The sequence below is a fragment of the Trinickia symbiotica genome (assembly GCF_003028655.1).
GTDB classification, from domain to species: Bacteria; Pseudomonadota; Gammaproteobacteria; order Burkholderiales; family Burkholderiaceae; genus Trinickia; species Trinickia symbiotica_A.
In genome coordinates this window covers 117,434-140,403 of record NZ_PYUC01000007.1, presented here as the reverse complement: position 1 = coordinate 140,403, position 22,970 = coordinate 117,434, and the positions used below count along the sequence as shown (strand labels likewise).

Below are 22,970 nucleotides of genomic sequence, written 5' to 3'. Positions count from 1 at the left end.
GTTCGCGTTTCGCCAGTACCGGCAATCCATAGAAACCCCGGGCCAGGAGCCCCGATCGGCTATAATTTCACCTTTTTACGAATCCGAAGCTGATCGACATGGAAGCGGAACGTCTGAACGCGATCGAGGGCTCTCTCGCGGACCTGCGCCGGCGCGCGGGCGAGCTACGGGGGTATCTTTGACTACGACGCCAAAACGGCGCGTCTAGCCGAAGTCAACAAGGAACTCGAAGACCCGAACGTCTGGAACGACTCGAAGCACGCCCAGGCCCTCGGCCGGGAAAAAAAGTCGCTCGAGGCCGTCGTTCTCACCCTCGCCTCACTCGATAACGATTTGCGCGACGCGCAGGATCTGTTCGAGATGGCGCGCGACGAAAACGACGACGACACGCTCGTCGCATGCGAAGCCGATGCGGCATCGCTCGAACACCGCGTCGCGGACATGGAATTTCGCCGGATGTTCGCGAATCCGGCCGATCCGAACAACGCATTCATCGACATTCAGGCCGGCGCCGGCGGCACCGAGGCGTGCGACTGGGCGTCGATGCTGTTGCGCCAGTATCTGCGCTACTGCGAGCGCAAGGGCTTCAAGGCCGAGGTGCTCGAAGAGTCCGAAGGCGACGTGGCCGGCATCAAGAGCGCGACGATCAAGGTCGAAGGCGAATATGCCTATGGCTTCCTGCGCACCGAAACCGGTATTCACCGCCTCGTGCGCAAATCGCCGTTCGACTCTTCGGGCGGCCGCCATACGTCCTTTTCGTCGGTGTTCGTCTACCCGGAAGTCGACGATTCGATCGAAGTCGACATCAACCCGGCCGATCTGCGCATCGATACGTTCCGCGCTTCGGGCGCGGGCGGCCAGCACATCAACAAGACCGATTCGGCCGTCCGCATCACGCACCTGCCCTCGGGCATCGTCGTGCAGTGTCAGAACGACCGCTCGCAGCACCGCAACCGCGCCGAAGCCATGGCGATGCTGAAGTCGCGTCTTTACGAAGCGGAACTGCGCAAGCGCCAGGCGGAGCAGGACAAGCTGGAATCGAGCAAGACCGACGTGGGCTGGGGCCATCAGATCCGCTCCTACGTGCTCGACCAAAGCCGCGTCAAGGACTTGCGGACGAATGTCGAAATCAGCAACACGAAAGCCGTGCTCGACGGGGACCTCGACGAATTCATCAGCGCGAGCCTCAAGCAAGGTGTGTAAGCAGCCAAGACCATGACCGAACCAACCCTCACGAGCCTGGACAACAGCGCCGACGAAAACAAGATCATCGCCGAGCGCCGCGAGAAATTGCGTGCGCTGCGCGAGTCGGGCGTCGCCTACCCGAACGACTTCCGCCCGACGCATCGCGCCGGCGAATTGCAGACGGCGCATGCCGATGCCGACAAGGACGCGCTCGAAGCCACGGCACTTCCAGTCGCCATCGCCGGCCGGATGATGCTCAAGCGAATCATGGGCAAGGCCAGCTTCGCCACGGTGCAAGACGGCTCCGGCCAGATCCAGTTCTTCGTCACGCCGGCCGACGTCGGCGAGCAAGCGTACGAAGCATTCAAGAAGTGGGATCTCGGCGACATCGTCGCCGCGCGCGGCGTACTGTTCCGCACGAACAAGGGCGAGCTGTCGGTTCGTTGCACCGAACTGCGGCTGCTGGCGAAAGCGCTGCGTCCGCTGCCCGACAAGTTCCACGGGCTCGCCGATCAAGAAATGCGTTACCGGCAGCGCTACGTCGATCTCATCGTCACGCCCGAAGCACGCAAGACGTTCGTCGCCCGCACGAAGGCCGTCGCCTCGATCCGCAAATTCATGGCCGATGCCGACTTCATGGAAGTCGAAACGCCGATGCTGCACCCCATTCCGGGCGGCGCGGCCGCAAAGCCTTTCGTGACGCACCACAACGCGCTCGACATGCAGATGTTCCTGCGCATTGCGCCGGAGCTCTACTTGAAGCGCCTGGTCGTGGGCGGCTTCGAGCGCGTCTTCGAAATCAACCGCAACTTCCGCAACGAGGGCGTGTCGCCGCGGCACAACCCCGAGTTCACGATGATGGAGTTCTATGCGGCCTATACGGACTACGTGTGGCTCATGGATTTCACCGAGCGTCTGATCCGCAAAGCCGCCATCGACGCGCTCGGCTCCGCGACGTTCACGTACCAGCAACGCGAGCTCGATTTTTCCAAGCCGTTTCATCGGCTGACGATCACGCAGGCGATCCGCAAGTACGCGCCCGACTACACCGATGCTCAGCTTGCCGATGCGGTGTTTTTGCGCGCCGAGCTGAAGCGGTTCGGCGTGGACACGGCGCAGCCCGCGTTCAAGAACGCCGGCATCGGCGCGTTGCAGCTCGCGCTCTTCGAGGAAACGGCCGAGTCGCAACTCTGGGAGCCGACGTTCATCGTCGATTATCCGGTCGAAGTCTCGCCGCTCGCGCGCGCGTCGGATACGGTCGAAGGAATCACCGAGCGCTTCGAGCTCTTCATCACGGGCCGCGAGATCGCGAACGGCTTCTCTGAGCTCAACGACCCCGAAGACCAGGCGGCTCGCTTCAAAAAACAAGTCGAGCAGAAAGACGCCGGCGACGAAGAGGCGATGTATTACGACGCCGATTACATTCGTGCGCTCGAATACGCGATGCCGCCGACGGGCGGCTGCGGCATCGGCATCGACCGCCTCGTGATGCTGCTGACCGACAGCCCGAGCATCCGCGACGTGATTCTCTTCCCCCACCTGCGCCGCGAGGACTGACCGCCGGACGGTCGACTGTCGGGCGTTGCGCGAGCCCGACAGTTTGTAACCGCAGGTAAAAGCGATGCTTCGAGCTGTGACCCGGCGGCGGCGCAGCTCGCTTCGGACCCCGCTAAGCCGGTGCGCCGAAGGCTTTCTTCCAACGAAACAAATCCCGCGCGGATCTCACCGTCCGCAATCAGTTACAAATTGAAACGCAGGCCTGCAGCGTTTGGCAGACACTGGTGTCCAATTAAGTAGGAACAAGTACATCCCGATTATGCAGGGAGATCGGGCAAGAGCTTTGCATGACGCCCCAATGAGTGCAGAAGCACGAGTTCTGGCCGACAGCCAAAGCGCAAACCCGGGATGGAACGCTGACACGAGGTCCGTCATGAATCAGCCTACCGCGTCGCCGCGCCGCATGCATCCGCTCGTCGCCACGGCGGCGGCGACAGTCATCGTCGCGAGCCTGGCCGCCACGGCCGCCATTACCGGTCTCTTTCCGAAGGCTTCGAGCACGGGCGCGCAAAACGATCAAACGCAGAGCGCGCAGATCGCGAATCAACCGGTCGTGGATTCGTCGGCTCGCGCGCCGGCCGCCGCGGCAGTCGCGCCCGCACCGCGATCGACGGCGCCTGGCCAAGCCACTGAAGCGCAACAATCGGCTCAACAATCGGCTCAATCGTCGCCCGAGCAAAACGCGGCGCCAACTGCCCAGCAAGGTCAGTACGCCACTCAGTCCGCGCCGAACCTCTATGCGCAGCCGGGGCAGCAATACGCTCAGCAGCCGTATTCCGGGCAGCAACCCTACTCCACGCCGCAACAACAACCGCAGCCGCAGGCAGCCGCGTGCGCCAGCTGCGGCACCGTGGAATCGATCGTAACGGTGCGCCACCAGGGCCATGGCACAGGGATCGGCGCCGTGGGCGGCGCTGTCGCGGGTGGCCTGCTCGGCAATCAGTTCGGCGCCGGTACGGGTCGGGCCGCGATGACGGTCCTCGGCGCAGTGGGCGGCGGCTTCGCCGGCAATGCGGTCGAGAGACACCTGCGCAGCACGACGGACTACCAGGTCCGCGTGCGGATGGAGAACGGCCGGCTCCGTTATTTCACCTACCGCCAGGCACCGCCGTTCCAGCAAGGAGAGCCGGTGAGGATCGAGCGCGGTACGCTCGTCGCCCGCTGAGCCGCGCGCCCGCCGCGCTCGGGAATACAAAAAAGGCGATCCCGCCGACGGATCGCCTTTTTTACGGCCGATGAAGCCCGGCCGATTCGGCGGCCTCAGCGGCCGCCCGTCCGTTTAGTTCGTTCGGTCCGCTCCCGACGCGGCTCATTCGGCCGCATCTTCGATCCAGGCTAGCTGGATGGCCTCGAGGATCTTTTCGTTCGACCGGTTCGGGTCATCGTCGAACCCTTCGAGCTCCGTCACCCACCGATGCAAGTCCGTGAACCGCACGTATTGCGGATCGGTGCCGCTGTGTTTATCGGTGAGGGCCATTGCGATTTCTTGTACGTCCGTCCACTTCATGGCTTGCTCCCTCCTCGGTTCAATGACTTTCTTTCGCATGGTTGATCGAGTAGCGCGGAATCTCGATGACGAGATCCTCGCCTTCGGGCACGACTGCCTGGCATGAAAGCCTCGAAGTGGGCTCGAGTCCCCATGCCTTGTCGAGCAGGTCGTCCTCGTTCTCCTCGGACGGCTCGAGCGTGTCGAAGCCCTCGCGTACGATCACATGGCAAGTGGTGCATGCGCAAGACATTTCGCAAGCATGCTCGATCTCGATCCCGTTCTCGAGCAGCGTCGCGCAGACGCTCTTACCCGGCTCAGCCTCGATGACCGCTCCCTCGGGGCACAGTTCGACATGGGGCAGCACAACGATTTGCGACATACGGTTTCCGTTCAATCAGTGTAGTGTGGGGCTTGCTTGTCAGACCTCATCGAGCCGGCGACCCTTGAGTGCCGCGCGAATGCTCTTGTCCATGCGGCGCGCGGCAAATTCGTCCGTCGCCGAAGCGAGTGCCTTCGTGGCGGCTTCGATCGCATCAGCATCGCTGCCATGTGCCGCTTCGCGCAAACCGACGAGCGCGGCGTCGACGAGCGCACGCTCGGCGGCGTCGAGCAGTTCGCCATCGGCCGCGAGCGCCGCCTCGGTCGCTTCGATCAGACGCTCGGCCTCGACCTGCGCTTCGCGCAGCGCGCGCGCGCGCATGTCGAACTCCGCCGACTTGAAGCTATCTTCGAGCATGCGCGCGATGTCGTCGTCGGCGAGCCCATACGAAGGCTTCACGACGACGGACGCCTCGACGCCCGAATGCTGTTCCCGTGCGACGACGGAAAGCAATCCGTCGGCATCGACCTGGTAGGTCACGCGAATGCGCGCAGCGCCGGCCGCCATCGGCGGAATCCCGCGCAGCTCGAAGCGCGCGAGCGAGCGGCAGTCGGACACGAGCTCGCGCTCTCCCTGGACGACGTGGATCGCCATCGCGGTCTGGCCGTCTTTGAACGTCGTGAACTCCTGGGCACGCGCGACCGGGATCGTCGAGTTGCGCGGAACGATCTTTTCGACGAGCCCACCCATCGTCTCCACGCCGAGCGAGAGCGGAATCACGTCGAGCAGCAGCCAGTCGTCGCCGCCGCGGTTGCCGGCAAGCAAGTCGGCCTGAATGGCGGCTCCTAGCGCGACCACCTGATCGGGGTCAAGATTGGTGAGCGGGGGCTGACCGAAGAACGCTTCGACGGCGCGGCGAATCACCGGCATGCGCGTCGCGCCGCCGACGAGCACGATACCCTTGACGTCGGCGGGCGAGATTTTCGCGTCGCGCAATGCCTTTTTCGTCGGCCCGAGCGTGCGCTGCACCAGATGCTCGACGAGCGCCGCGAATCGAGCTTCGGTGATCGGCTGAGCGATGCTCGTGCCATCGGACAGCGTCGCCTCGAACAGCACGTCGTTGGCGCTCGACAACGCCTCTTTCGCCGCGCGCACGCGATCGAGCAGCAGCCGGACGTCCTCGGGCGCGAGGCTTTGCGGCGCGAGCCCGGCCTCGGACAACACGTGGCGAAACAGCACATGGTCGAAGTCGTCGCCGCCGAGCGCCGAATCGCCGCCCGCGGCCAACACCTCGAAGACCCCCTTCGTGAGCTTGAGGATCGACAGATCGAACGTGCCACCGCCGAGGTCGTAGACCGCGTAGCGCCCTTCGGCTCCATTGTCGAGGCCATATGCGATCGCCGCCGCCGTCGGTTCGTTGAGCAGGCGCAGCACATTGAGGCCGGCGAGACGGGCGGCATCTTTCGTCGCCTGCCGCTGCGCCTCATCGAAATAGGCGGGCACGGTAATCACGGCGCCGACGAGCTCATCGCCGAGCGTATCTTCGGCGCGTTGGCGCAGCGTGGCGAGGATTTCGGCGGACACTTCGACGGGGCTTTTGACCCCCGCGGCCGTGCGAATCTGCACCATGCCGGGCGCGTCGACAAAGTCGTACGGCGCATTCTCGGCGCCTTCGACCTCCGCCTTGCCGCGCCCCATGAAGCGCTTCACGGAGACGATGGTGTTGCGCGGATCGAGCGCGGCTTCTTCCTTTGCCGCGTATCCGATACGACGCCCGTCTTTCTCGAGATAGCGCACGACGGACGGCAGCAGCACACGCCCGTGCTCATCGGGCAGCGCGTCGGGTACGCCGTTGCGCACGGCGGCAACCAGGGAATTCGTCGTGCCGAGATCGATACCGACGGCGAGGCGCCGTTGATGCGGCGCGGGCGCCATGCCCGGTTCGGAAATTTGCAATAAGGCCATCTGAGGTTTCTTCGGGGATCCATGCCCCGCTATTATGAGTCGGCTGCGCGATGCTCGCTGCGTAGCAGCTTAGGTCCCTAGTTCTCGAGCTTTTCGATCTGCGCGCCGATTTCGGTCGCAACGCGCTCGATGAACATCAATTGCCGCACCGCTTCGGCCGCCGGCTGATCAGCGCCGCCGTCGAGCAATGCGGCGAGTTTCGCGAAGCGCGCGCGCTCCTCATCGCGCAGCTCGTCGAGCAAGGCATTGAGCGCTTCGACATTCTTCGCGCCCGCGGCATCTTCCACGCGCTCGCGCCACTCCATTTGTTGCATCAAAAACACCGGTTCCATCGCCGTGTTGTTCTCGGCCTCGACGTCGGCCCCGCGCAGCGAAAGCAGATAAGTGGCACGCTTGAGCGGATCGCGAAGCGTGCCGTACGCCTCGTTGGCGCGTGCGGCCCACTGCATCGCAATGCGCTTTTGCGCGTCTCCGGCGGCGGCGAAACGATCGGGATGAACCTGCGCCTGCACCGTACGGTAGGCCGCATCGAGCGCATCGGTATCAAGCGCGAATCGTGCGGGCAGATGGAAAAGCTCGAAGTAATTTTGCTGGATCGAAGACATGAGGCGGTAGTCGTTGAAGGCCCCGGGGGCCGCGATGTTCACTTGTGCGCAAGGGCGCGACGGCACACGGCGACTCGTGAAATCCCTCGACGACGCCGCGCCGCGCGAGCGAACAAAAGGCGGCTCGCGCCGCCCTTCTCTCCGGTCGATGCTTGCAGGAAGGAGAACCGCTACGAAACGCTCGCGAGCGTCGTTAGACGCGGAATGACTCGCCGCAGCCGCACTCGTCCTTCACGTTCGGGTTGTTGAACTTGAATCCCTCGTTCAACCCTTCGCGCGCGAAGTCGAGCTCCGTGCCGTCGATATAGGCGAGGCTCTTCGGGTCGACGATGACTTTGACGCCATTGGACTCGAAGACCTGGTCCTCGGGCTCGAGCTCATCGACGTATTCGAGTTTGTACGCCAGGCCCGAGCAGCCCGTCGTCCGGACGCCGAGCCGCAGACCGAGTCCCTTGCCGCGCCGCACCAGATACTTCTGGACTTGCTGCGCGGCCTTGTCAGTCAATGTGATTGCCATGGCTCATTCAAGCAGCTTGCTGGTTTGCATCTTCCACTGTCTTTCCAGCCGCGTCGCCCGCCACGCCCGCATGGCGTTGCTTGTAATCGGCCACCGCGGCCTTGATCGCGTCCTCGGCCAGGATCGAACAATGGATCTTCACGGGCGGCAGCGCCAGCTCCTCGGCGATCTGCGTGTTCTTGATCGCGAGTGCCTCGTCGAGCGTCTTGCCCTTCACCCACTCGGTGACGAGCGAGCTCGATGCGATGGCCGAACCGCAGCCGTACGTCTTGAACTTCGCATCTTCGATGACGCCGTCCGCGCCCACGCGGATCTGCAGCTTCATCACATCGCCGCAAGCGGGCGCCCCGACCATGCCGGTGCCCACGGTGTCGTCGTCCTTGGCGAACGAGCCGACGTTGCGCGGATTCTCGTAGTGATCCAACACTTTATTGCTGTAAGACATGGTCAAAACTCTCCTTGATTCCTGTGTCGTCCGGTGTTTGTCGTCCAGTGCCGCTTCAATGCGCGGCCCACTTGATCGTCGACAGATCGATGCCGTCCTGGTGCATTTCCCAGAGCGGGGACAGGTCGCGCAGCTTGGCGATCTTCCTCTTCAACAGATCGACCACGAATTCGACCTCCTGTTCCGTCGTGAAGCGACCCACGGTGAACCGGATCGAGCTATGCGCGAGCTCGTCGTTGCGGCCGAGCGCGCGCAGTACATACGACGGTTCGAGCGAGGCCGACGTGCACGCGGAGCCCGATGAAACGGCAACTTCCTTGATCGCCATGATCAGCGATTCGCCTTCGACGAAGTTGAAGCTCAGGTTCAGGTTGTGCGGAATGCGCCGTTCCATGTCGCCGTTGACATAGACCTCCTCGATTTCCGTGAGGCCGGCAAGCAACCGGTCGCGCAGCATGCGCACGCGCTCGTTTTCGGTCGCCATTTCCTCGCGGGCGATGCGAAATGCCTCGCCCATCCCGACGATCTGATGCGTCGGGAGCGTACCGGAGCGCATGCCGCGCTCATGGCCGCCGCCGTGCATCTGCGCCTCGATGCGCACGCGCGGCTTGCGGCGCACATAGAGCGCACCGATGCCCTTCGGGCCGTAAGTCTTGTGCGCCGAAAACGACATCAGGTCGACCTTCAGACGATTGAGGTCGATCTCGACCTTGCCCGTCGCCTGCGCGGCGTCGACATGAAAGATGATGTTCTTCGAGCGGCAGATCTCGCCGATCGTCTCGATGTCCTGAATCACGCCGATTTCGTTGTTCACGAACATCGCGGAGACGAGAATCGTGTCGGGACGCAAGGCCGCCTTGAACGCCTCGATATCGATGAGGCCGTTCTCTTGGACGTCGAGGTACGTGACTTCGAAGCCTTCGCGCTCGAGTTCACGGGCCGTGTCGAGCACCGCTTTATGTTCGGTTTTCACCGTGACGACATGCTTGCCGCGGCTCTTGTAGAAGTGCGCGGCGCCCTTGATCGCGAGGTTGTCCGACTCCGTCGCGCCCGACGTCCAGATGATTTCGCGCGGATCGGCGTTGACCAGCGCGGCGACATGCTCGCGCGCCTCTTCGACGGCGCGCTCCGCTTCCCATCCGTATGAATGGCTGCGCGATGCGGGGTTGCCGTACTGCTCGCGCAGATACGGAATCATCTTGTCCACCACGCGCGGATCGACGGGCGTCGTCGCGCTGTAGTCCATATAGATGGGCAGATGGGGCATTTCGTTGATCATCAATCGCTCCGGGGGACTCGTTGTTTTGGGTACGGCGCTCGCCTCATTCCGTTACGCTCGGCTCGATCGCTCGAGCCGGCTCGACGGGCAGCGCACTGGAATCAGCTATGAACTCGCGATGTTGAATACCGAGTTCGGACCTCTCGGTGTCGGACGCGGCGCCTCGGGGGCAGCCGGCTCCGTACGCCGATCGTGCAGGACCGACGGCACGCCCTCGCGCGAGCGCTGCTGATCGACGAGATCCTGCAACGACACTGAATCGAGGTACTCGACCATCTTCTGGTTCAGCGTCGACCAGAGCTCGTGCGTCATGCAGTGGCCGTCGCTTTGCTTCGTGCCTTCGCATGAGCCCTTGCCACCGCACTGAGTGGCATCGAGCGGCTCGTCGACGGCGATGATGATGTCCGCGACCGTCACTTCGTTGGCCCTGCGGGCGAGGTTGTAACCGCCGCCCGGCCCGCGCACCGACTCGACGATCTCGTGGCGACGCAGCTTGCCGAACAGCTGCTCGAGATAGGACAGCGAGATCCTCTGGCGCTGGCTGATTCCAGCGAGCGTCACCGGCCCCTGATCCTGCCGGAGCGCCAAGTCGATCATCGCCGTGACGGCGAAACGCCCTTTCGTGGTGAGTCTCATGGTATTGGGGGGAAACCGCAATTCTTGACAATTGCGGTCAAGTATAAATACATGACATTTTTAGTCAAGTATCCCCTGCCGCCGAACGGGTCATTAGGGTACGAAGGCGCCATTATAGAGGCGCCCCTCCTACGACGCTTGCGGCTTCCCGGCGCTCGCGGCGCGTTGCCCCACGGTGGCCGTGCTCGCGGTTTCAGCTCCGTCAATGAGGCCGTAAGAGATCGTGCGAGCCAGTTCCGCGCTCACCTGCTCCGCCGCCAGCGGCTCATGCCGCGCCTTCGCGCCGTACGCTTGCATCGCCGCCAGGGCGGCCAGCGTCACCGCCACGGCCAGTGGCCAATAGACCGATATTCTCGTTTTCATCTTGCGCCCCTCGTTGCTGTGGGCGCGCACATGCGCGTCCGCGGTTACATGAGAGGATTCTATAGATATCGACTATTGAGACAAAGCCGGGAATAGCGAATTCAGCGTTGCGATAGCATAAACAATCGTGCTACGACCCGGCGCTGCGGGGCGCGCGGTCGCCACCATGACTGCGTTGCGCGGCATAGAGCTCGCGGAACGTACGGCCGACGGGCGCCGGCATCTCGCGCGTCGCCGTCCACCCCCGCCCGAGCGGCAGCCGCGAGATCGAGCGGCTGCGCCCACCCATCGTTTCGAGCACGCGAACGGCAAGCTTGGTGACTAGCCCGTAAAGCGCCGGCCGCACGGCGACGAATCCCCATGCGGCAAGCCCGATCCGTTCCGCGAGGGGCCGTAAGTGCCGGTCCATTTGCTTTTCGCGCAGCTTGCGCAAGAGGTCCGAAATCGGTATGCCGACCGGGCAGACGCTATTGCACTCGCCGCAAAGCGTGGCCGCCTGCGGCAGGTCAACCGCCTTGTCGAGCCCTACATAACTCGGCGTGAGCACGGAGCCCATCGGGCCCGGATAGACCCAACCGTAAGCGTGGCCGCCGACCTTCTGATAGACGGGACAGTGGTTCATGCAGGCGCCGCAGCGTATGCAGCGCAACATCTCCTGAAACTCGCCGCCGATGAGACCGGTACGGCCGCCGTCGACGAGCACGACGTACATATGCGCGGGGCCGTCGCCATCGCCCTCGGCGCGATGCCCGGTCAGCAGGGAAAAGTAATTCGACGTGGACTGCCCGGTCGCCGAGCGCGGCAGAAGCCGCATCGCGACCGCGAGGTCCTCGAGCGTCGGCAGCACCTTTTCGATGCCGGTCACGGCCACGTGCACGCGCGGCATGACCGTGCACATGCCTTCGTTGCCTTCGTTCGTGACGAGCACGACGGAGCCCGTCTCCGCGATCAGGAAGTTGCCCCCGGTCACACCCATGTCGGCCGACATGAAGTGAGGCCGCAGGACGTCGCGCGCCTCGCGCGTCATCTGCGGAATTTCGGTGAGGCGCGCACGCGCGTGCGTTCGCGCGAAAAGATCGGCAATCTCCTCCTTATCCTTGTGCACCACGGGCGCGATGATGTGGCTGGGCGGCTCGTTGTCGTTGATCTGCAGGATGTACTCGCCGAGGTCCGTCTCGATCGACTGCACGCCCATTTCGCCGAGAACCGCGTTCAGGCGCATCTCCTCCGAAACCATCGATTTGGTCTTGATGACCTTCTTGACCTCGTGTCGACGCGCGATCTCGGCCACGAGCCGCGCCGCGTCGCGCGTCGTCTCGGCGTAGAGCACCGTCACGCCGCGGCGCGTCGCCTCGCGCTCGAACGTCTCGAGCCAGACGTCGAGATCGTCGAGCGCCCGGTTGCGGCGCGCCTTGAGCTCCGCGCGCGTCGTCGGAAAGTCGATCGACTCCATCGCCACCGCGCGCGCCGAAACGAACTTGGTCGACAGCTTCGTCAGGTTTTGCTGCAAACGCGCGTTGGCGAGACTCTCCTTCGCGCGCGCCTTGAAGTGCATCGATTGGACTTGCATGAAAGCACCGTATCGAAGAGACAAAGAGGCAGAGACAAAGAGGCTAAGACGCGTCAGCGTCAGATGTCTTCCGCGAGCACCTGGGCGATATGAAGCACGCGCGTAACCGTGTCGCCCGTGCGCCGCAGACGGCCTTCGATGTTGAGGATACAGCCGAGATCCCCAAGCACGACCGTGTCCGCGCCGCTCGCACGGATGTTTTCGCACTTTTCGTCGACGATCGCCGTCGAGATATTGCCGTACTTGACCGCAAAGGTGCCGCCGAAGCCGCAGCAGTGCTCGCAGCCCTTCATCTCGTTGATCTCGACGCCCTTTTGCGCGAGCAAGGCCCGCGGTTCGAGCTTGACGCCGAGCTCGCGCAGCCCTGAGCACGAGTCGTGATAGGTGACGGGGCCCGCGAAATGCCCGGGCGTCAGCTCGACCTTCGCCACGTTCACGAGAAAGTCCGTCAGTTCATGAACCTTGGCGCGAAGGCGTCCATAGCGTCCCATAAGCTCGGGATCGTCGGCAAAAAGATCGGCGTAGTGGACAGCGATCATGCCGCCGCAGGACCCGGACGGAACGACGACGTAGTCGAACTGCTCGAACTCGCGCAGCATCTTCTCGGCCAGATCGCGCGCGATGCGCCGCTCGCCCGAGTTGTAGGCGGGCTGCCCGCAGCAGGTCTGGGCCGGCGGCACGACGACCTCGAAGCCCGCCTGCTCGATCAGCTTGACGACCGAAAACCCGATTTCGGGGCGCATGAGGTCGATGAGGCAAGTGACGAACAATCCGACGCGCATGAGAGCTCCGTTGAGGCGATCGCTGCCATTATCCGTCGATTGCGGCCGCTCGCGCGGGCGATCCGCCAAAAAACGGTGCCGAACCAGCGTTCGAACAGCGTTCGCTTTTTTCACAATACGAGATACAATGACTTTTTGCTTTGCGTCATTCGATCCACGATGAGCGATACGAACCAGGACACCAAGACGTCGATCCAGGTCATCGAACGCATGATGCGCCTGCTGGACGCCCTTGCCGGTCACACCGACCCGGTCAGTCTCAAGGAACTCGCCCTGCGCACGGAGCTGCACCCGTCGACGGCGCACCGCATTCTCAACGACATGGTCACCTGCCGCCTGGTCGACCGTTCGGATCCGGGCACTTACCGGCTCGGCATGCGGCTGCTCGAGCTCGGCAACCTCGTCAAGGCCCGCCTCTCCGTGCGTGATGCGGCGCTCGCGCCGATGCGCGAGCTGCATCGCCTCACCGGGCAGACGGTCAACCTGTCAGTGCGCCAGGGCGACGAGATCGTCTACATCGAACGTGCCTACTCCGAGCGCTCGGGCATGCAGGTCGTGCGCGCGATCGGCGGCCGGGCCCCGCTGCATCTGACATCGGTCGGCAAGCTCTTCCTGGCGGCCGACGAGGCTCCGCGCGTGCGTGCCTATGCCACGCGCACGGGTCTGTCGGGGCACACGCAAAACAGCATCACGGACCTCGGACGGCTCGAGCGAGAGTTGCTGCAGGTGCGTCAGCAGGCCTGCGCCCGCGACAACGAAGAGCTGGAGCTCGGCGTGCGCTGTATCGCCGCCGGAATCTACGACGACACGGGCAAGCTCGTTGCCGGCCTCTCGCTGTCGGCTCCGGCGGACCGGCTGCAGGATGCGTGGCTCGGTCATCTGAGCCGCACCGCGCTCGTCATCTCCGAATCGCTCGGATACCACCCCGAAGCCGTGAGCGCGACGGCCGGCAACGGCCACGACACGAAAGCGGCGAAAACCGCTTGAGCCACCGCTTGAGCCACGTCAGCCGGCCGAAAAAAAAGCCCCGTCAATGCGAACGGGGCTTTTTTCTGGTCGCGACGATGAAGCACCGCGTCAGGTCCCTCCGCGCGGGCCCGCATCGGCGCTCGTGATCCGCTGATCACCGCCGTTGTCGAGCCAGGTGCGCAGGCGCGTCGCGTCGGCGAAGCGCGAGTACTTGCCCGACGAATCGAGCAGCACCATGATCACCGGCCGACCTTGAATCGTCGCCTGCATCACGAGGCATTCGCCCGCTTCATTGATGAAACCGGTCTTTTGCAGGCCGATCTCCCACGACGGATTGCGCACGAGCGCGTTGGTGCTGTTGTAGGCGATCTCACGCCGGCCCGTATCGACCGTATAGCTGCGATCCGTGGAGAACTTGCGGATCAGCGGGTACTGATAGGCCGCGTCGACCATCTTCACGAGATCGCGCGCCGTCGAGACGTTATGGCTCGTGAGGCCGGTCGGGTTCTCGAAACGCGTGTCCGTCATGCCGAGCGCCTTCGCCTTCGCGTTCATCGCGGCGATGAACGCGGCGCGGCCGCCGGGATAGTAGCGCGACAGCGCGGCCGCGGCGCGATTTTCCGACGCCATCAACGCGATGTGCAGCATATCCTCGCGCGACAGCACAGAGCCGACGGCAAGCCGCGAGCCCGTATGCTTCTCGTAGTCGCGATCCTCGTCCGTCACCTCGATCTCGTCCGTCAGCGGCATCTTCGAATCGAGGACGACCATCGCCGTCATCAGCTTCGTGATCGAGGCGATGGGCACGACCGAGCGCGAGTTTTTGTCGAAGAGGGTTTCGGACGTGTTCTGGTCGATCACGTAAGCGACGTTCGAGCGCAGCGCGAGCCCTTCCGGCCCCTCTTGCAGCTTGAACGCCTGACCCGTCGCCGGCAGACGCGACTCGAAGGCGACCCGGCGCATTGCGCCATGACGCCCGTGCGTCCTCAAGGTGTACGAGACGCGCTTCTTGCGTGTCTTCTCATCAGCGAGGGCGGCGGGCTTTTCCGCACGCGCGGCTTCTTTCGCCTCGGCGTGCCGGATTTTGTGCGCTTTCTTCGCGAGGGCGGGCTTGGTCTGAGCGGCGTCGGTCGAGCTGGACGCGGCGAGCGCGTCGATCGGGGCCGCGAAGACCGCGGCGGCGAGCAGGGAAGCAGTCACCGAGACGACTCTGGTAAGCGCCACGTCTTGCATCACTTTCAGCGACGAAAACAGAGCGGTTTTCATTGGTGTTCTTGAAACGGGTGGCGAGAGACGGAAGGTTCCGGCAAGTGTAGTAAAGGTATTAAAAATAAGCAATCTGAAGCACTTACCGGCGATCCTTGAAGCAAATTGTAGGTGCTGGCAGGCACAAATGGCTGCCGCGCACGCGCGATTTCATCGTGCGACAAAACAAGGGTTCGCTATGGGGCGATAGCCACATAACGGCGCATTTGACGCAAACTTGAACGAAAAATGACAGCGTCGGCCCGCCAAGTACGCGGCGCGCAGCGGCGGCGCCACGATGGCGGTGATCCGCTGCGATGCGCCGTTCGGACCGCATTGCGCGCGCGAGCCGACTCAACGCGCGGCAGCGACCTTACGTTGACGTCGACGCGCGCAGCCAAGTGACGGAAGTGCGAGCGGGAGCGTGGGCGCGATCCTATCACGACGTTGGTGCACGGGTTCAGAGCACTGCCGCATTTTTTCCCGACAAGCGAGCGTTTGCTCGGCCGGAATTACCGGCAAGCTCTTGTTTTTACATGGAAACCTTTACATTGTGCGACGCACAAAAAGGCGCTTGACATTTGTGCAAGTCGGCCTAAAATAGACTCCGTTGTTGCGACGCACAAAACGCGTCGGCTAGACGACGCGATCCCAAGTTTTCAAGTTTTGCCATTCCACCCCCCGGTCTGCGCCAGACAGGCCGACTATCAGGAGCGAAAACATGACTCTGCTGACACCTGAGCAATTCGCGGCAGCCCAGAAGGCCAACCTCGAAGCGCTGTTCGGCCTCACGAACAAGGCGTTCGAAGGCATCGAGAAGCTGGTCGAGTTGAACCTGCAAGTCGTCAAGTCGACGATCGCGGAAGGCCAGGAAAACGCGCAGCGTGCCTTGTCCGTGAGGGATGCGCAGGAATTGCTCGCGCTGCAAGCGAGCATCGCGCAGCCTGCGGCTGAGAAGGTGCTGTCGTACGGCCGTCATCTCTACGAGATCGCATCGGCCACGCAAGCCGAATTCGCGCGCGTCGCGGAAGCGCAGTACGAAGAGCAGAACCGCAAGGTGCAGGCGCTCGTCGACAATATCGGCAAGAACGCTCCCGCCGGCTCGGAAACGGCTGTCGCCGTGATGAAGTCCGCGATCACGGCAGCCAACACCACGTACGAAACGGTCCACAAGGCGACGAAGCAAGCCGTCGAAATCGCCGAAAGCAACTTCAACGCGGCCGCCACGGCTGCGCAAAAGGCCGCTCAACAAGCCGCTTCGGCTTCGCGCGCGGCAGCGAAAAAGCCTGTTGCCTGAGAGTCGTGACGGGAACCGAGGGCTGAACTCCGGCCCTCCCCGCACGGAAAAAAACGGCGCGCTTCCCAACGGAAGCGCGCCGTTTTTGCTTTTGCATGCGTGACGGCGGGCGCCACAATCCATCGCGCGACCGTCGCGCCGAAAACTTGGCGCCCAATCGGGCGGCCAAGCCTTCGCGCACCGCTTCACTTCTTGCGCTGCGGCGGCAGGTCGGTACAGACCCCTTCGTAAAGCTCGGCGGCCATGCCGATCGATTCGCCGAGCGTCGGGTGCGGATGGATCGTACGGCCGATGTCGGTGGCATCCGCCCCCATCTCGATCGCCAGGCACACTTCGCTGATCAAATCGCCGCCATTCAGGCCGACGATCCCGCCGCCGATGACGCGATGCGTCTCTTCGTCGAAGATCAACTTAGTGAAGCCTTCGTCCCGGCCGTTAGCGATCGCCCGACCCGAGGCGGCCCAGGGGAAGACGGCCTTGCCGAACTTGATGCCCTCGGCCTTGCACTGGTCCTCGGTCTTTCCGGCCCAAGCGACCTCCGGGTCGGTATAGGCCACGGACGGGATCTGCAGCGCGTCGAAATAAGCCTTTTCGCCATGCGCCGCTTCGGCCGCGACGTGCCCTTCATGCACCGCCTTGTGGGCGAGCATCGGCTGACCGACGATGTCGCCGATCGCGAAGATGTGCGGCACGTTCGTGCGCATCTGCTTGTCGACCTCGATGAAGCCGCGGTCGGTCACTGCGATCCCCGCCTTGTCGGCGCCGATTTTCTTGCCGTTCGGGCTGCGTCCGACCGCCACGAGCACGAGGTCGTAGCGCTGCGCCTGCGCCGGCGCGCTCTCGCCCTCGAACTTGACGTAGATGCCGTCGGACTTCGCTTCGGCCGACGTCGTCTTCGTCTTCAGCATGATGTTGGCGAAATGCTTGGCGCTGTACTTCTGCCAGACCTTCACGAGATCGCGATCGGCGCCCAACATGAGACCGTCGAGCATCTCGACGACGTCGATCTTCGCGCCGAGCGTCGCATAGACCGTCGCCATTTCGAGTCCGATGATGCCGCCGCCGACGACGAGCATCCGCTGCGGAATCTGCGGCAGCTCGAGCGCGCCCGTCGAATCGATGACGCGCGGGTCGTCGGGCATGAACGGCAGCTTCACGGCTTGCGAACCGGCCGCGACGATTGCCTGCTTGAAGCGCACGACCTTTTTGCCGCTTTCGCCCTGGACTTCCATGTGGTGCGGGTCGAGGAACGAACCGACACCGGTCACGACCTCGACCTTGCGCGCTTTCGCCATGCCCGCCAGGCCCGTCGTCAGCTTCTTGACGACGCCGGACTTGAACGAGCGCAGCTTCGGAAGGTCGATCTTCGCCTCGCCGAACATGATGCCGTGCTCGGCGAGCTCGCCGACTTCGTCCATGATCAGCGCTGTGTGCAGCAACGCCTTCGACGGAATGCAGCCGACGTTCAGGCACACGCCGCCGAGCGTCGGATAGCGCTCGACGAGCACCGTCTTCATGCCGAGATCCGCCGAGCGGAAGGCGGCCGAGTAGCCGCCGGGGCCTGCGCCGAGCACGAGCATGTCGCATTCGATGTCGACGTTACCCGTGTAGCTGCCGGCGGCAGGCGCCGCAGCCGGCTGCGAGCGCGGTTGTTCGGCACGCGCGGGAGCCGGGGCGGCGGCCGGCGCGGGCGATGGGGCAGCGGGCGCCGGCTTCGCAGCACCGGCGCTTTCGCTCACTTCGACGAGCGCGATGACTGTGCCCTGCGAGACCTTGTCGCCGGCCTTGATCCTCACTTCCTTGACCGTGCCGGCCGCATCGCTCGGCACCTCCATCGACGCCTTGTCGGACTCGAGCGTCAGCAGCGACTGTTCCTTTTCGATGACGTCGCCAGCCTTGATGTTGACCTCGATGACATCGACGTCCTTGAAGTCGCCGATATCCGGCACTTTCACTTCGACGAGACTCATTCACGTCCCCTTCTTGTTAGCGCCGGCGATCAAAGGATCACGCGCCGGAAATCGGCGAGCAGCGAGGTGAGATAGGCGTTGAAGCGCGCGGCCTCGGCGCCGTCGATGACACGATGGTCGTACGACAGCGAGAGCGGCAGCGTGAGCCGCGGGGCGAACTGCTTGCCGTCCCAGACGGGCTTCATCGCGCCGCGCGAAAGGCCGAGGATCGCCACTTCGGGTGCATTGATGATCGGCGTGAAATGCGTGCCGCCGATGCCGCCCAGCGACGAAATCGAGAAGCAGCCGCCTTGCATCTGATCGGGCTTAAGCTTGCCTTCGCGCGCGAGCTTCGAGAGCTCGGCCATTTCTTTCGCGATCTCGATGAGGCCCTTCTTGTCCGCGTCGCGGATCACCGGAACGACGAGCCCGTTCGGCGTATCCGCCGCAAAGCCGACGTGGTAGTACTGCTTGTAGACGAGGTTGTCGCCATCGAGGCTCGCGTTGAACGTCGGGAACTTCTTCAGCGCGGCAACGACGGCCTTGATCACGAACGCGAGCATCGTGACCTTGACGCCCGCCTTCTCGTTTTCCTTGTTGAGCTGAACGCGCAGCGCCTCGAGCTCGGTGATGTCGGCCTCGTCGTTGTTCGTGACGTGCGGGATCATCACCCAGTTGCGGTGCAGGTTCGCGCCGGAAATCTTCTTGATGCGCGAGAGCGGCTTGGCCTCGATCGGGCCGAACTTCGTGAAGTCGATCTTCGGCCAGGGCAGCAGGTTGAGCTCGCCGCCGGCGGACGGCGCGCCCGCGGGTACGCCAGCCGGCGCGCGCTGTCCCGTCATCACGCCCTTCACGAACGCTGTCACGTCTTCCTGAGTAATGCGGCCTTTCGGGCCCGTGCCCGGCACGAGCGCGACATCGACGCCGAGATCGCGCGCGAACTTGCGCACCGAGGGCGACGCATGGCTCGGCCGGCGCACGCCGCCCTCTCCCGCCGGAATCAGCGGAGCCTGCGCGAGCGCGGACGGCGGCGTGGGCGCCTTGTGCGCGAGGTCGGGACGCGGCGAGTCGGAGGGCTCTTCCACCTTCTTGTGCGGCGCGGCGGCCGGGGCGGGCGCGGCTTCGGCACCCGCGCCACCCGATTCGAGCAGCAGAATCACGGAACCTTCGGAGACGGTGTCGCCCACCTTGACCTTCAGTTCCTTGACGACGCCTTCGGCCGGGCTCGGTACATCCATCGTCGCCTTGTCCGATTCGAGCGTGATGAGCGATTGCTCCTTCTGCACGCGATCGCCGACTTTTACGGCGATCTCGATGACAGGGATGTCCTTGAAGTCGCCGATGTCGGGCACTTTGACTTCCTGGACGGCGCCGCCGGCCGGCGCGGCTGCAGCCGGAGCCGGCGCGGCGGCCGGCGCCGGAGCGGCGGCCGGTGCCGGAGCGGCAGCAGGCGCGGGCGCGGCGGCGCCGTTGCCTTGCGCGGGCCTGGCAGCGCCTGCCGCGCCGCCTTCGAGCAGCACGATCAACGTGCCCTCGGAGACGGTGTCGCCCTGCTTCACTCGGATTTCCTTGACGGTGCCGGCCGCGGGGCTCGGCACGTCCATCGTCGCCTTGTCCGACTCGAGCGTGATGAGGGACTGCTCCGGCTCGACGGTATCGCCCGGTTTCACGAGGATGTCGATGACGGGTACGTCCTTGAAATCGCCGATGTCCGGCACCTTGACTTCGATCGCTTGACTCATTTGTTGGTGTCTCCAGGGCACACGCGCGTGAAGCCGCCTTTCGGGCGGCTCACGCACGCGTCGGATCGCGCGAAGGCGATGCCTTAAACGGTCATCGGGTTGGGTTTGTTGGGGTCGAGGCGGTACTTCGCGAGCGCGTCGGCCACGACCTTGCGCTCGATGGTACCTTCATCGGCCAGCGCGTTCAGCGCGGCGACGGTGACCCAGTAACGGTCGACTTCGAAGAAGTGACGCAGCTTCTCGCGCGTATCGGAGCGGCCGAAGCCGTCGGTGCCGAGCACGACGAAGCGCCGCGGCACGTAAGCGCGGATCTGGTCGGCTAGCGCACGCACGTAGTCCGTCGAAGCGATGACGGGGCCCTGCGTATCCTTCAGCAGCGTTTCAACGTGCGAAAGCTTGCGCGACTCCGTCGGGTGCAGCAGATTCCAGCGCGACACTTCCTGGCCCTCGCGCGCGAGCTCGGTGAAGCTCGGCACGCTCCAGATGTCGGCGGCCACCCCCCAGTCGTTCTTCAGCAAATCGGCCGCGGCGATCACCTCATTCAGGATCGTGCCCGCGCCCATGAGTTGCACGCGCGGCGCCTTGCCCGAGGCGTCGGCCTTCTTGAGCGAGTACATGCCTTTGATGATGTGAGCGGCAACGTCGTCACCCTCGGGAATCGCCGGGTGCTCGTAGTTCTCGTTCATCACCGTGACGTAGTAGAACACGTCCTCCTGCTCCTGAACCATCCGGCGCAGGCCGTCTTGCATGATTACCGCGAGCTCGAAGCCGAACGTCGGATCGTAGCTGACGCAGTTCGGCACCGACGACGCCCACAGCAGCGAGTGGCCGTCCTCGTGCTGCAGGCCTTCGCCGTTCAGCGTCGTGCGGCCCGACGTGCCGCCGAGCAGGAAGCCGCGCGAACGCATGTCGCCGGCCGCCCAGATGAGATCGCCGATGCGCTGGAAGCCGAACATCGAGTAGAAGACGTAGAACGGCACCATGATCTCGCCGTGCGTCGAATACGACGTCGCCGCGGCGATCCAGTCGCACATCCCGCCCGCCTCGTTGATCCCTTCCTGCAGGATCTGGCCGGTTTCGGATTCCTTGTAGAACATCAGCTGATCGGAATCCTCGGGCACATACTTCTGGCCGTCCTGGTTCCAGATGCCGATCTGGCGGAAGAGACCCTCCATGCCGAACGTGCGCGACTCGTCGGGCACGATCGGCACGACACGCTTGCCGAGCGCCTTGTCCTTCAGCAGGATGTTGAGGATCCGCACGAACGCCATCGTTGTCGAGATCTCGCGGCCTTCACCCGTCCCCTTCAGAAGCGGCTCGAACGCCGAGAGCGGCGGCACGGGCAGCGACTCGGCCGCCTTTTGACGGCGCGCCGGCAGATAGCCGCCGAGCTCCTCGCGCCGGGCGCGCATGTACTCGAGCTCCTTCGACCCCTCCTCGAACTTGAGGTACGGCACGTCGACGATCTGCTCGTCGGAGATCGGCAGCCGGAACTGGTCTCGGAACGCCTTGAGCTGATCCACCTGCATCTTCTTCTGCTGGTGGGTGATGTTCATTGCCTGGCCGGCCTCGCCCATGCCGTAGCCCTTGATCGTCTTCGCGAGGATGACGGTCGGCTGGCCCTTGTGATGCGTGGCCGCGTGGAAGGCCGCATAGATCTTGTGCGGATCATGGCCGCCGCGGTTCAGGTTCCAGATGTCGTCGTCGGACCAGTCGGCGACGAGCGCCTTCAACTCCGGCGTGTTGAAAAAGTGCTCGCGCACGAAGGCGCCCGACTCGGACTTGTACGTCTGATACTCGCCGTCGACGACTTCCATCATCCGGCGCATCAGGGCGCCCGTCTTGTCGCGCGCGAAGAGCGCGTCCCAGCGGCTGCCCCAGATGACCTTGACGACGTTCCAGCCCGCGCCGCGGAATTCCGACTCGAGCTCCTGAATGATCTTGCCGTTGCCGCGCACGGGGCCGTCAAGGCGCTGCAAATTGCAGTTGACGACGAACACCAGATTGTCGAGCCGCTCACGGCCCGCCATGCCGATCGCGCCGAGCGATTCGGGCTCGTCGGTCTCGCCGTCGCCAAGGAACGCCCAGACCTTGCGGCCCTCCGCGTTGACGATGCCGCGCGCCTGCAGATACTTCATGAAGCGCGCCTGGTAGATCGCCATGATCGGGCCGAGGCCCATCGAGACGGTCGGGAACTGCCAGAAGTCGGGCATGAGCCACGGGTGCGGATACGACGAGATGCCCTCGCCGCCCACCTCCTGGCGGAAGTTGTCGAGCTGCGTTTCGGTCAGCCGGCCGAGCAGGAAGGCGCGCGCATAGATGCCGGGCGACGAGTGGCCCTGCGCGAACACGAGGTCGCCGCCGTGCTTGTCCGACGGCGCGTGCCAGAAATGATTGAAGCCGACGTCGTATAGCGTCGCGGCCGAGGCGAACGAAGCGATGTGACCGCCGACGTTCGTGTGCTTGCCCGCGCGCAGCACCATCGCGATCGCGTTCCAGCGCGTGTAGGAGCGGATGCGGTGCTCGATGTCCTGGTCGCCGGGAATCTTCGCCTGATTCGGGACCGGAATCGTGTTGATGTAGGGGGTATTGGCCGAGAACGGCAGATGCTCGCCATGCACACGGGCAAACTCGATCTGCTTTTCGATCAGGTAGTGCGCACGGTTCGGGCCGACGGCGGAGATCACGCCCTCGAGTGCCTCGAGCCATTCGCCGGTTTCCTGGGGATCGTCGTCTTTATCGGCGGCGACATACTTCATGACTTCGTCGGGCACAGCGGACATTTCTCGTCTCCTGGTAGGAAATGCTCTTCGAACAGACGACGCGAGCCGGTTCGGCCGCGGCAGTTGTGGGCGATTGTAAAGACCCCCGAGCCCACCGCGCAACGAATTTTTCGAATTACGAGATCATTTCTCATAATGCGGAATATTGTTGCAACGCACATCGAACGGCACGCAGACGAACGGCAAATCGAACGTATCCGGACATAGCCGCACGATCGGAAAACGCTCGAATTGACAGCCGTTGCTTCCTGTTTTACGCCAATTGGCCCTGCG

The 22,970-nt window shown here is 64.0% G+C and carries 20 protein-coding genes; 5 read left to right on the top strand and 15 right to left on the bottom strand.

Translation table 11 applies throughout. From position 1 onward, the window contains the following. The first annotated feature begins 98 nt into the window (after positions 1–98). From prfB to C9I57_RS15325, 3 genes are all read left to right on the top strand, one after another. A protein-coding gene (gene prfB, locus C9I57_RS15335) for a peptide chain release factor 2 (RefSeq protein WP_102607212.1) occupies positions 99–1,203 on the top strand; the annotation gives its coding sequence in 2 pieces (ribosomal slippage) (positions 99–179 and positions 181–1,203; 1,104 coding nt in all). 12 nt (positions 1,204–1,215) lie between these two features. Continuing rightward, positions 1,216–2,742 (top strand): lysine--tRNA ligase, encoded by a 1,527-nt coding sequence (lysS, locus tag C9I57_RS15330; RefSeq protein ID WP_107151522.1) that lies wholly within the window; start codon positions 1,216–1,218, stop codon positions 2,740–2,742. Positions 2,743–3,115: 373 nt separating this feature from the next. After that, complete coding sequence (locus tag C9I57_RS15325; RefSeq protein ID WP_107151521.1) at positions 3,116–3,907, top strand: glycine zipper 2TM domain-containing protein; 792 nt, start codon at positions 3,116–3,118, stop codon at positions 3,905–3,907. Positions 3,908–4,051: 144 nt separating this feature from the next. Here C9I57_RS15325 and iscX read toward each other — a convergent pair whose 3' ends face one another. The 11 genes from iscX to C9I57_RS15270 all read right to left on the bottom strand — a co-directional run bounded on the left by iscX (position 4,052) and on the right by C9I57_RS15270 (position 12,712). Further along, complete coding sequence (gene iscX, locus C9I57_RS15320; RefSeq protein WP_107151520.1) at positions 4,052–4,249, bottom strand: Fe-S cluster assembly protein IscX; 198 nt, start codon at positions 4,247–4,249, stop codon at positions 4,052–4,054. Positions 4,250–4,268: 19 nt separating this feature from the next. Continuing rightward, on the bottom strand, positions 4,269–4,610 hold the full coding sequence (fdx, locus tag C9I57_RS15315) for an ISC system 2Fe-2S type ferredoxin (protein ID WP_107151519.1): 342 nt from the start codon (positions 4,608–4,610) through the stop codon (positions 4,269–4,271). A 39-nt stretch (positions 4,611–4,649) separates the two neighbouring features. Continuing rightward, complete coding sequence (gene hscA, locus C9I57_RS15310; RefSeq protein WP_107151518.1) at positions 4,650–6,515, bottom strand: Fe-S protein assembly chaperone HscA; 1,866 nt, start codon at positions 6,513–6,515, stop codon at positions 4,650–4,652. Between the two features lie 77 nt (positions 6,516–6,592). Next, complete coding sequence (gene hscB / locus C9I57_RS15305; RefSeq protein WP_107151719.1) at positions 6,593–7,120, bottom strand: Fe-S protein assembly co-chaperone HscB; 528 nt, start codon at positions 7,118–7,120, stop codon at positions 6,593–6,595. A gap of 193 nt (positions 7,121–7,313) precedes the next feature. Further along, entirely contained in the window at positions 7,314–7,637 is a 324-nt protein-coding gene (gene iscA, locus C9I57_RS15300) for an iron-sulfur cluster assembly protein IscA (RefSeq protein ID WP_107151517.1), read from the bottom strand. 7 nt (positions 7,638–7,644) lie between these two features. After that, positions 7,645–8,082 (bottom strand): Fe-S cluster assembly scaffold IscU, encoded by a 438-nt coding sequence (gene iscU / locus C9I57_RS15295; protein ID WP_107151516.1) that lies wholly within the window; start codon positions 8,080–8,082, stop codon positions 7,645–7,647. Positions 8,083–8,137: 55 nt separating this feature from the next. Beyond that, entirely contained in the window at positions 8,138–9,361 is a 1,224-nt protein-coding gene (locus C9I57_RS15290; protein ID WP_107151515.1) for an IscS subfamily cysteine desulfurase, read from the bottom strand. Between the two features lie 105 nt (positions 9,362–9,466). Beyond that, positions 9,467–9,997, bottom strand: a complete 531-nt coding sequence (iscR, locus tag C9I57_RS15285; RefSeq protein WP_107151514.1) for a Fe-S cluster assembly transcriptional regulator IscR — start codon at positions 9,995–9,997, stop codon at positions 9,467–9,469. A gap of 129 nt (positions 9,998–10,126) precedes the next feature. After that, positions 10,127–10,360, bottom strand: a complete 234-nt coding sequence (locus C9I57_RS15280) for a hypothetical protein (protein ID WP_107151513.1) — start codon at positions 10,358–10,360, stop codon at positions 10,127–10,129. Between the two features lie 130 nt (positions 10,361–10,490). Continuing rightward, a complete protein-coding gene (locus C9I57_RS15275; protein ID WP_107151512.1) occupies positions 10,491–11,930 on the bottom strand; it encodes a lactate utilization protein B in 1,440 nt (479 codons plus the stop codon). Positions 11,931–11,989: 59 nt separating this feature from the next. Further along, positions 11,990–12,712, bottom strand: coding sequence for a (Fe-S)-binding protein (locus C9I57_RS15270; RefSeq protein WP_107151718.1), 723 nt, complete (start codon positions 12,710–12,712; stop codon positions 11,990–11,992). Positions 12,713–12,871: 159 nt separating this feature from the next. Here C9I57_RS15270 and C9I57_RS15265 point away from each other — a divergent pair, with 159 nt between their 5' ends. Beyond that, positions 12,872–13,699 carry an IclR family transcriptional regulator gene (locus C9I57_RS15265; protein WP_018440229.1) on the top strand — a complete coding sequence of 276 codons (828 nt, stop codon included), beginning with the start codon at positions 12,872–12,874 and terminating at the stop codon, positions 13,697–13,699. A gap of 90 nt (positions 13,700–13,789) precedes the next feature. Here C9I57_RS15265 and pbpG read toward each other — a convergent pair whose 3' ends face one another. Then, complete coding sequence (gene pbpG, locus C9I57_RS15260; protein WP_107151511.1) at positions 13,790–14,947, bottom strand: D-alanyl-D-alanine endopeptidase; 1,158 nt, start codon at positions 14,945–14,947, stop codon at positions 13,790–13,792. Between the two features lie 700 nt (positions 14,948–15,647). On the opposite strand from pbpG, the gene C9I57_RS15255 reads away from it, so the two are divergent. Beyond that, the gene (locus C9I57_RS15255) at positions 15,648–16,223 is read left to right on the top strand and encodes a phasin family protein (protein WP_107151510.1); all 576 of its coding nucleotides are present in this window, start codon (positions 15,648–15,650) and stop codon (positions 16,221–16,223) included. A 185-nt stretch (positions 16,224–16,408) separates the two neighbouring features. Here C9I57_RS15255 and lpdA read toward each other — a convergent pair whose 3' ends face one another. The 3 genes from lpdA to aceE all read right to left on the bottom strand — a co-directional run bounded on the left by lpdA (position 16,409) and on the right by aceE (position 22,697). After that, positions 16,409–18,193: a dihydrolipoyl dehydrogenase gene (gene lpdA, locus C9I57_RS15250; RefSeq protein WP_107151509.1), complete on the bottom strand. Its 1,785-nt coding sequence runs from the start codon at positions 18,191–18,193 to the stop codon at positions 16,409–16,411. Between the two features lie 29 nt (positions 18,194–18,222). After that, positions 18,223–19,914: a dihydrolipoyllysine-residue acetyltransferase gene (gene aceF, locus C9I57_RS15245; RefSeq protein WP_107151508.1), complete on the bottom strand. Its 1,692-nt coding sequence runs from the start codon at positions 19,912–19,914 to the stop codon at positions 18,223–18,225. Positions 19,915–19,997: 83 nt separating this feature from the next. Continuing rightward, on the bottom strand, positions 19,998–22,697 hold the full coding sequence (aceE, locus tag C9I57_RS15240; protein ID WP_107151507.1) for a pyruvate dehydrogenase (acetyl-transferring), homodimeric type: 2,700 nt from the start codon (positions 22,695–22,697) through the stop codon (positions 19,998–20,000). Positions 22,698–22,970 lie beyond the last annotated feature (273 nt).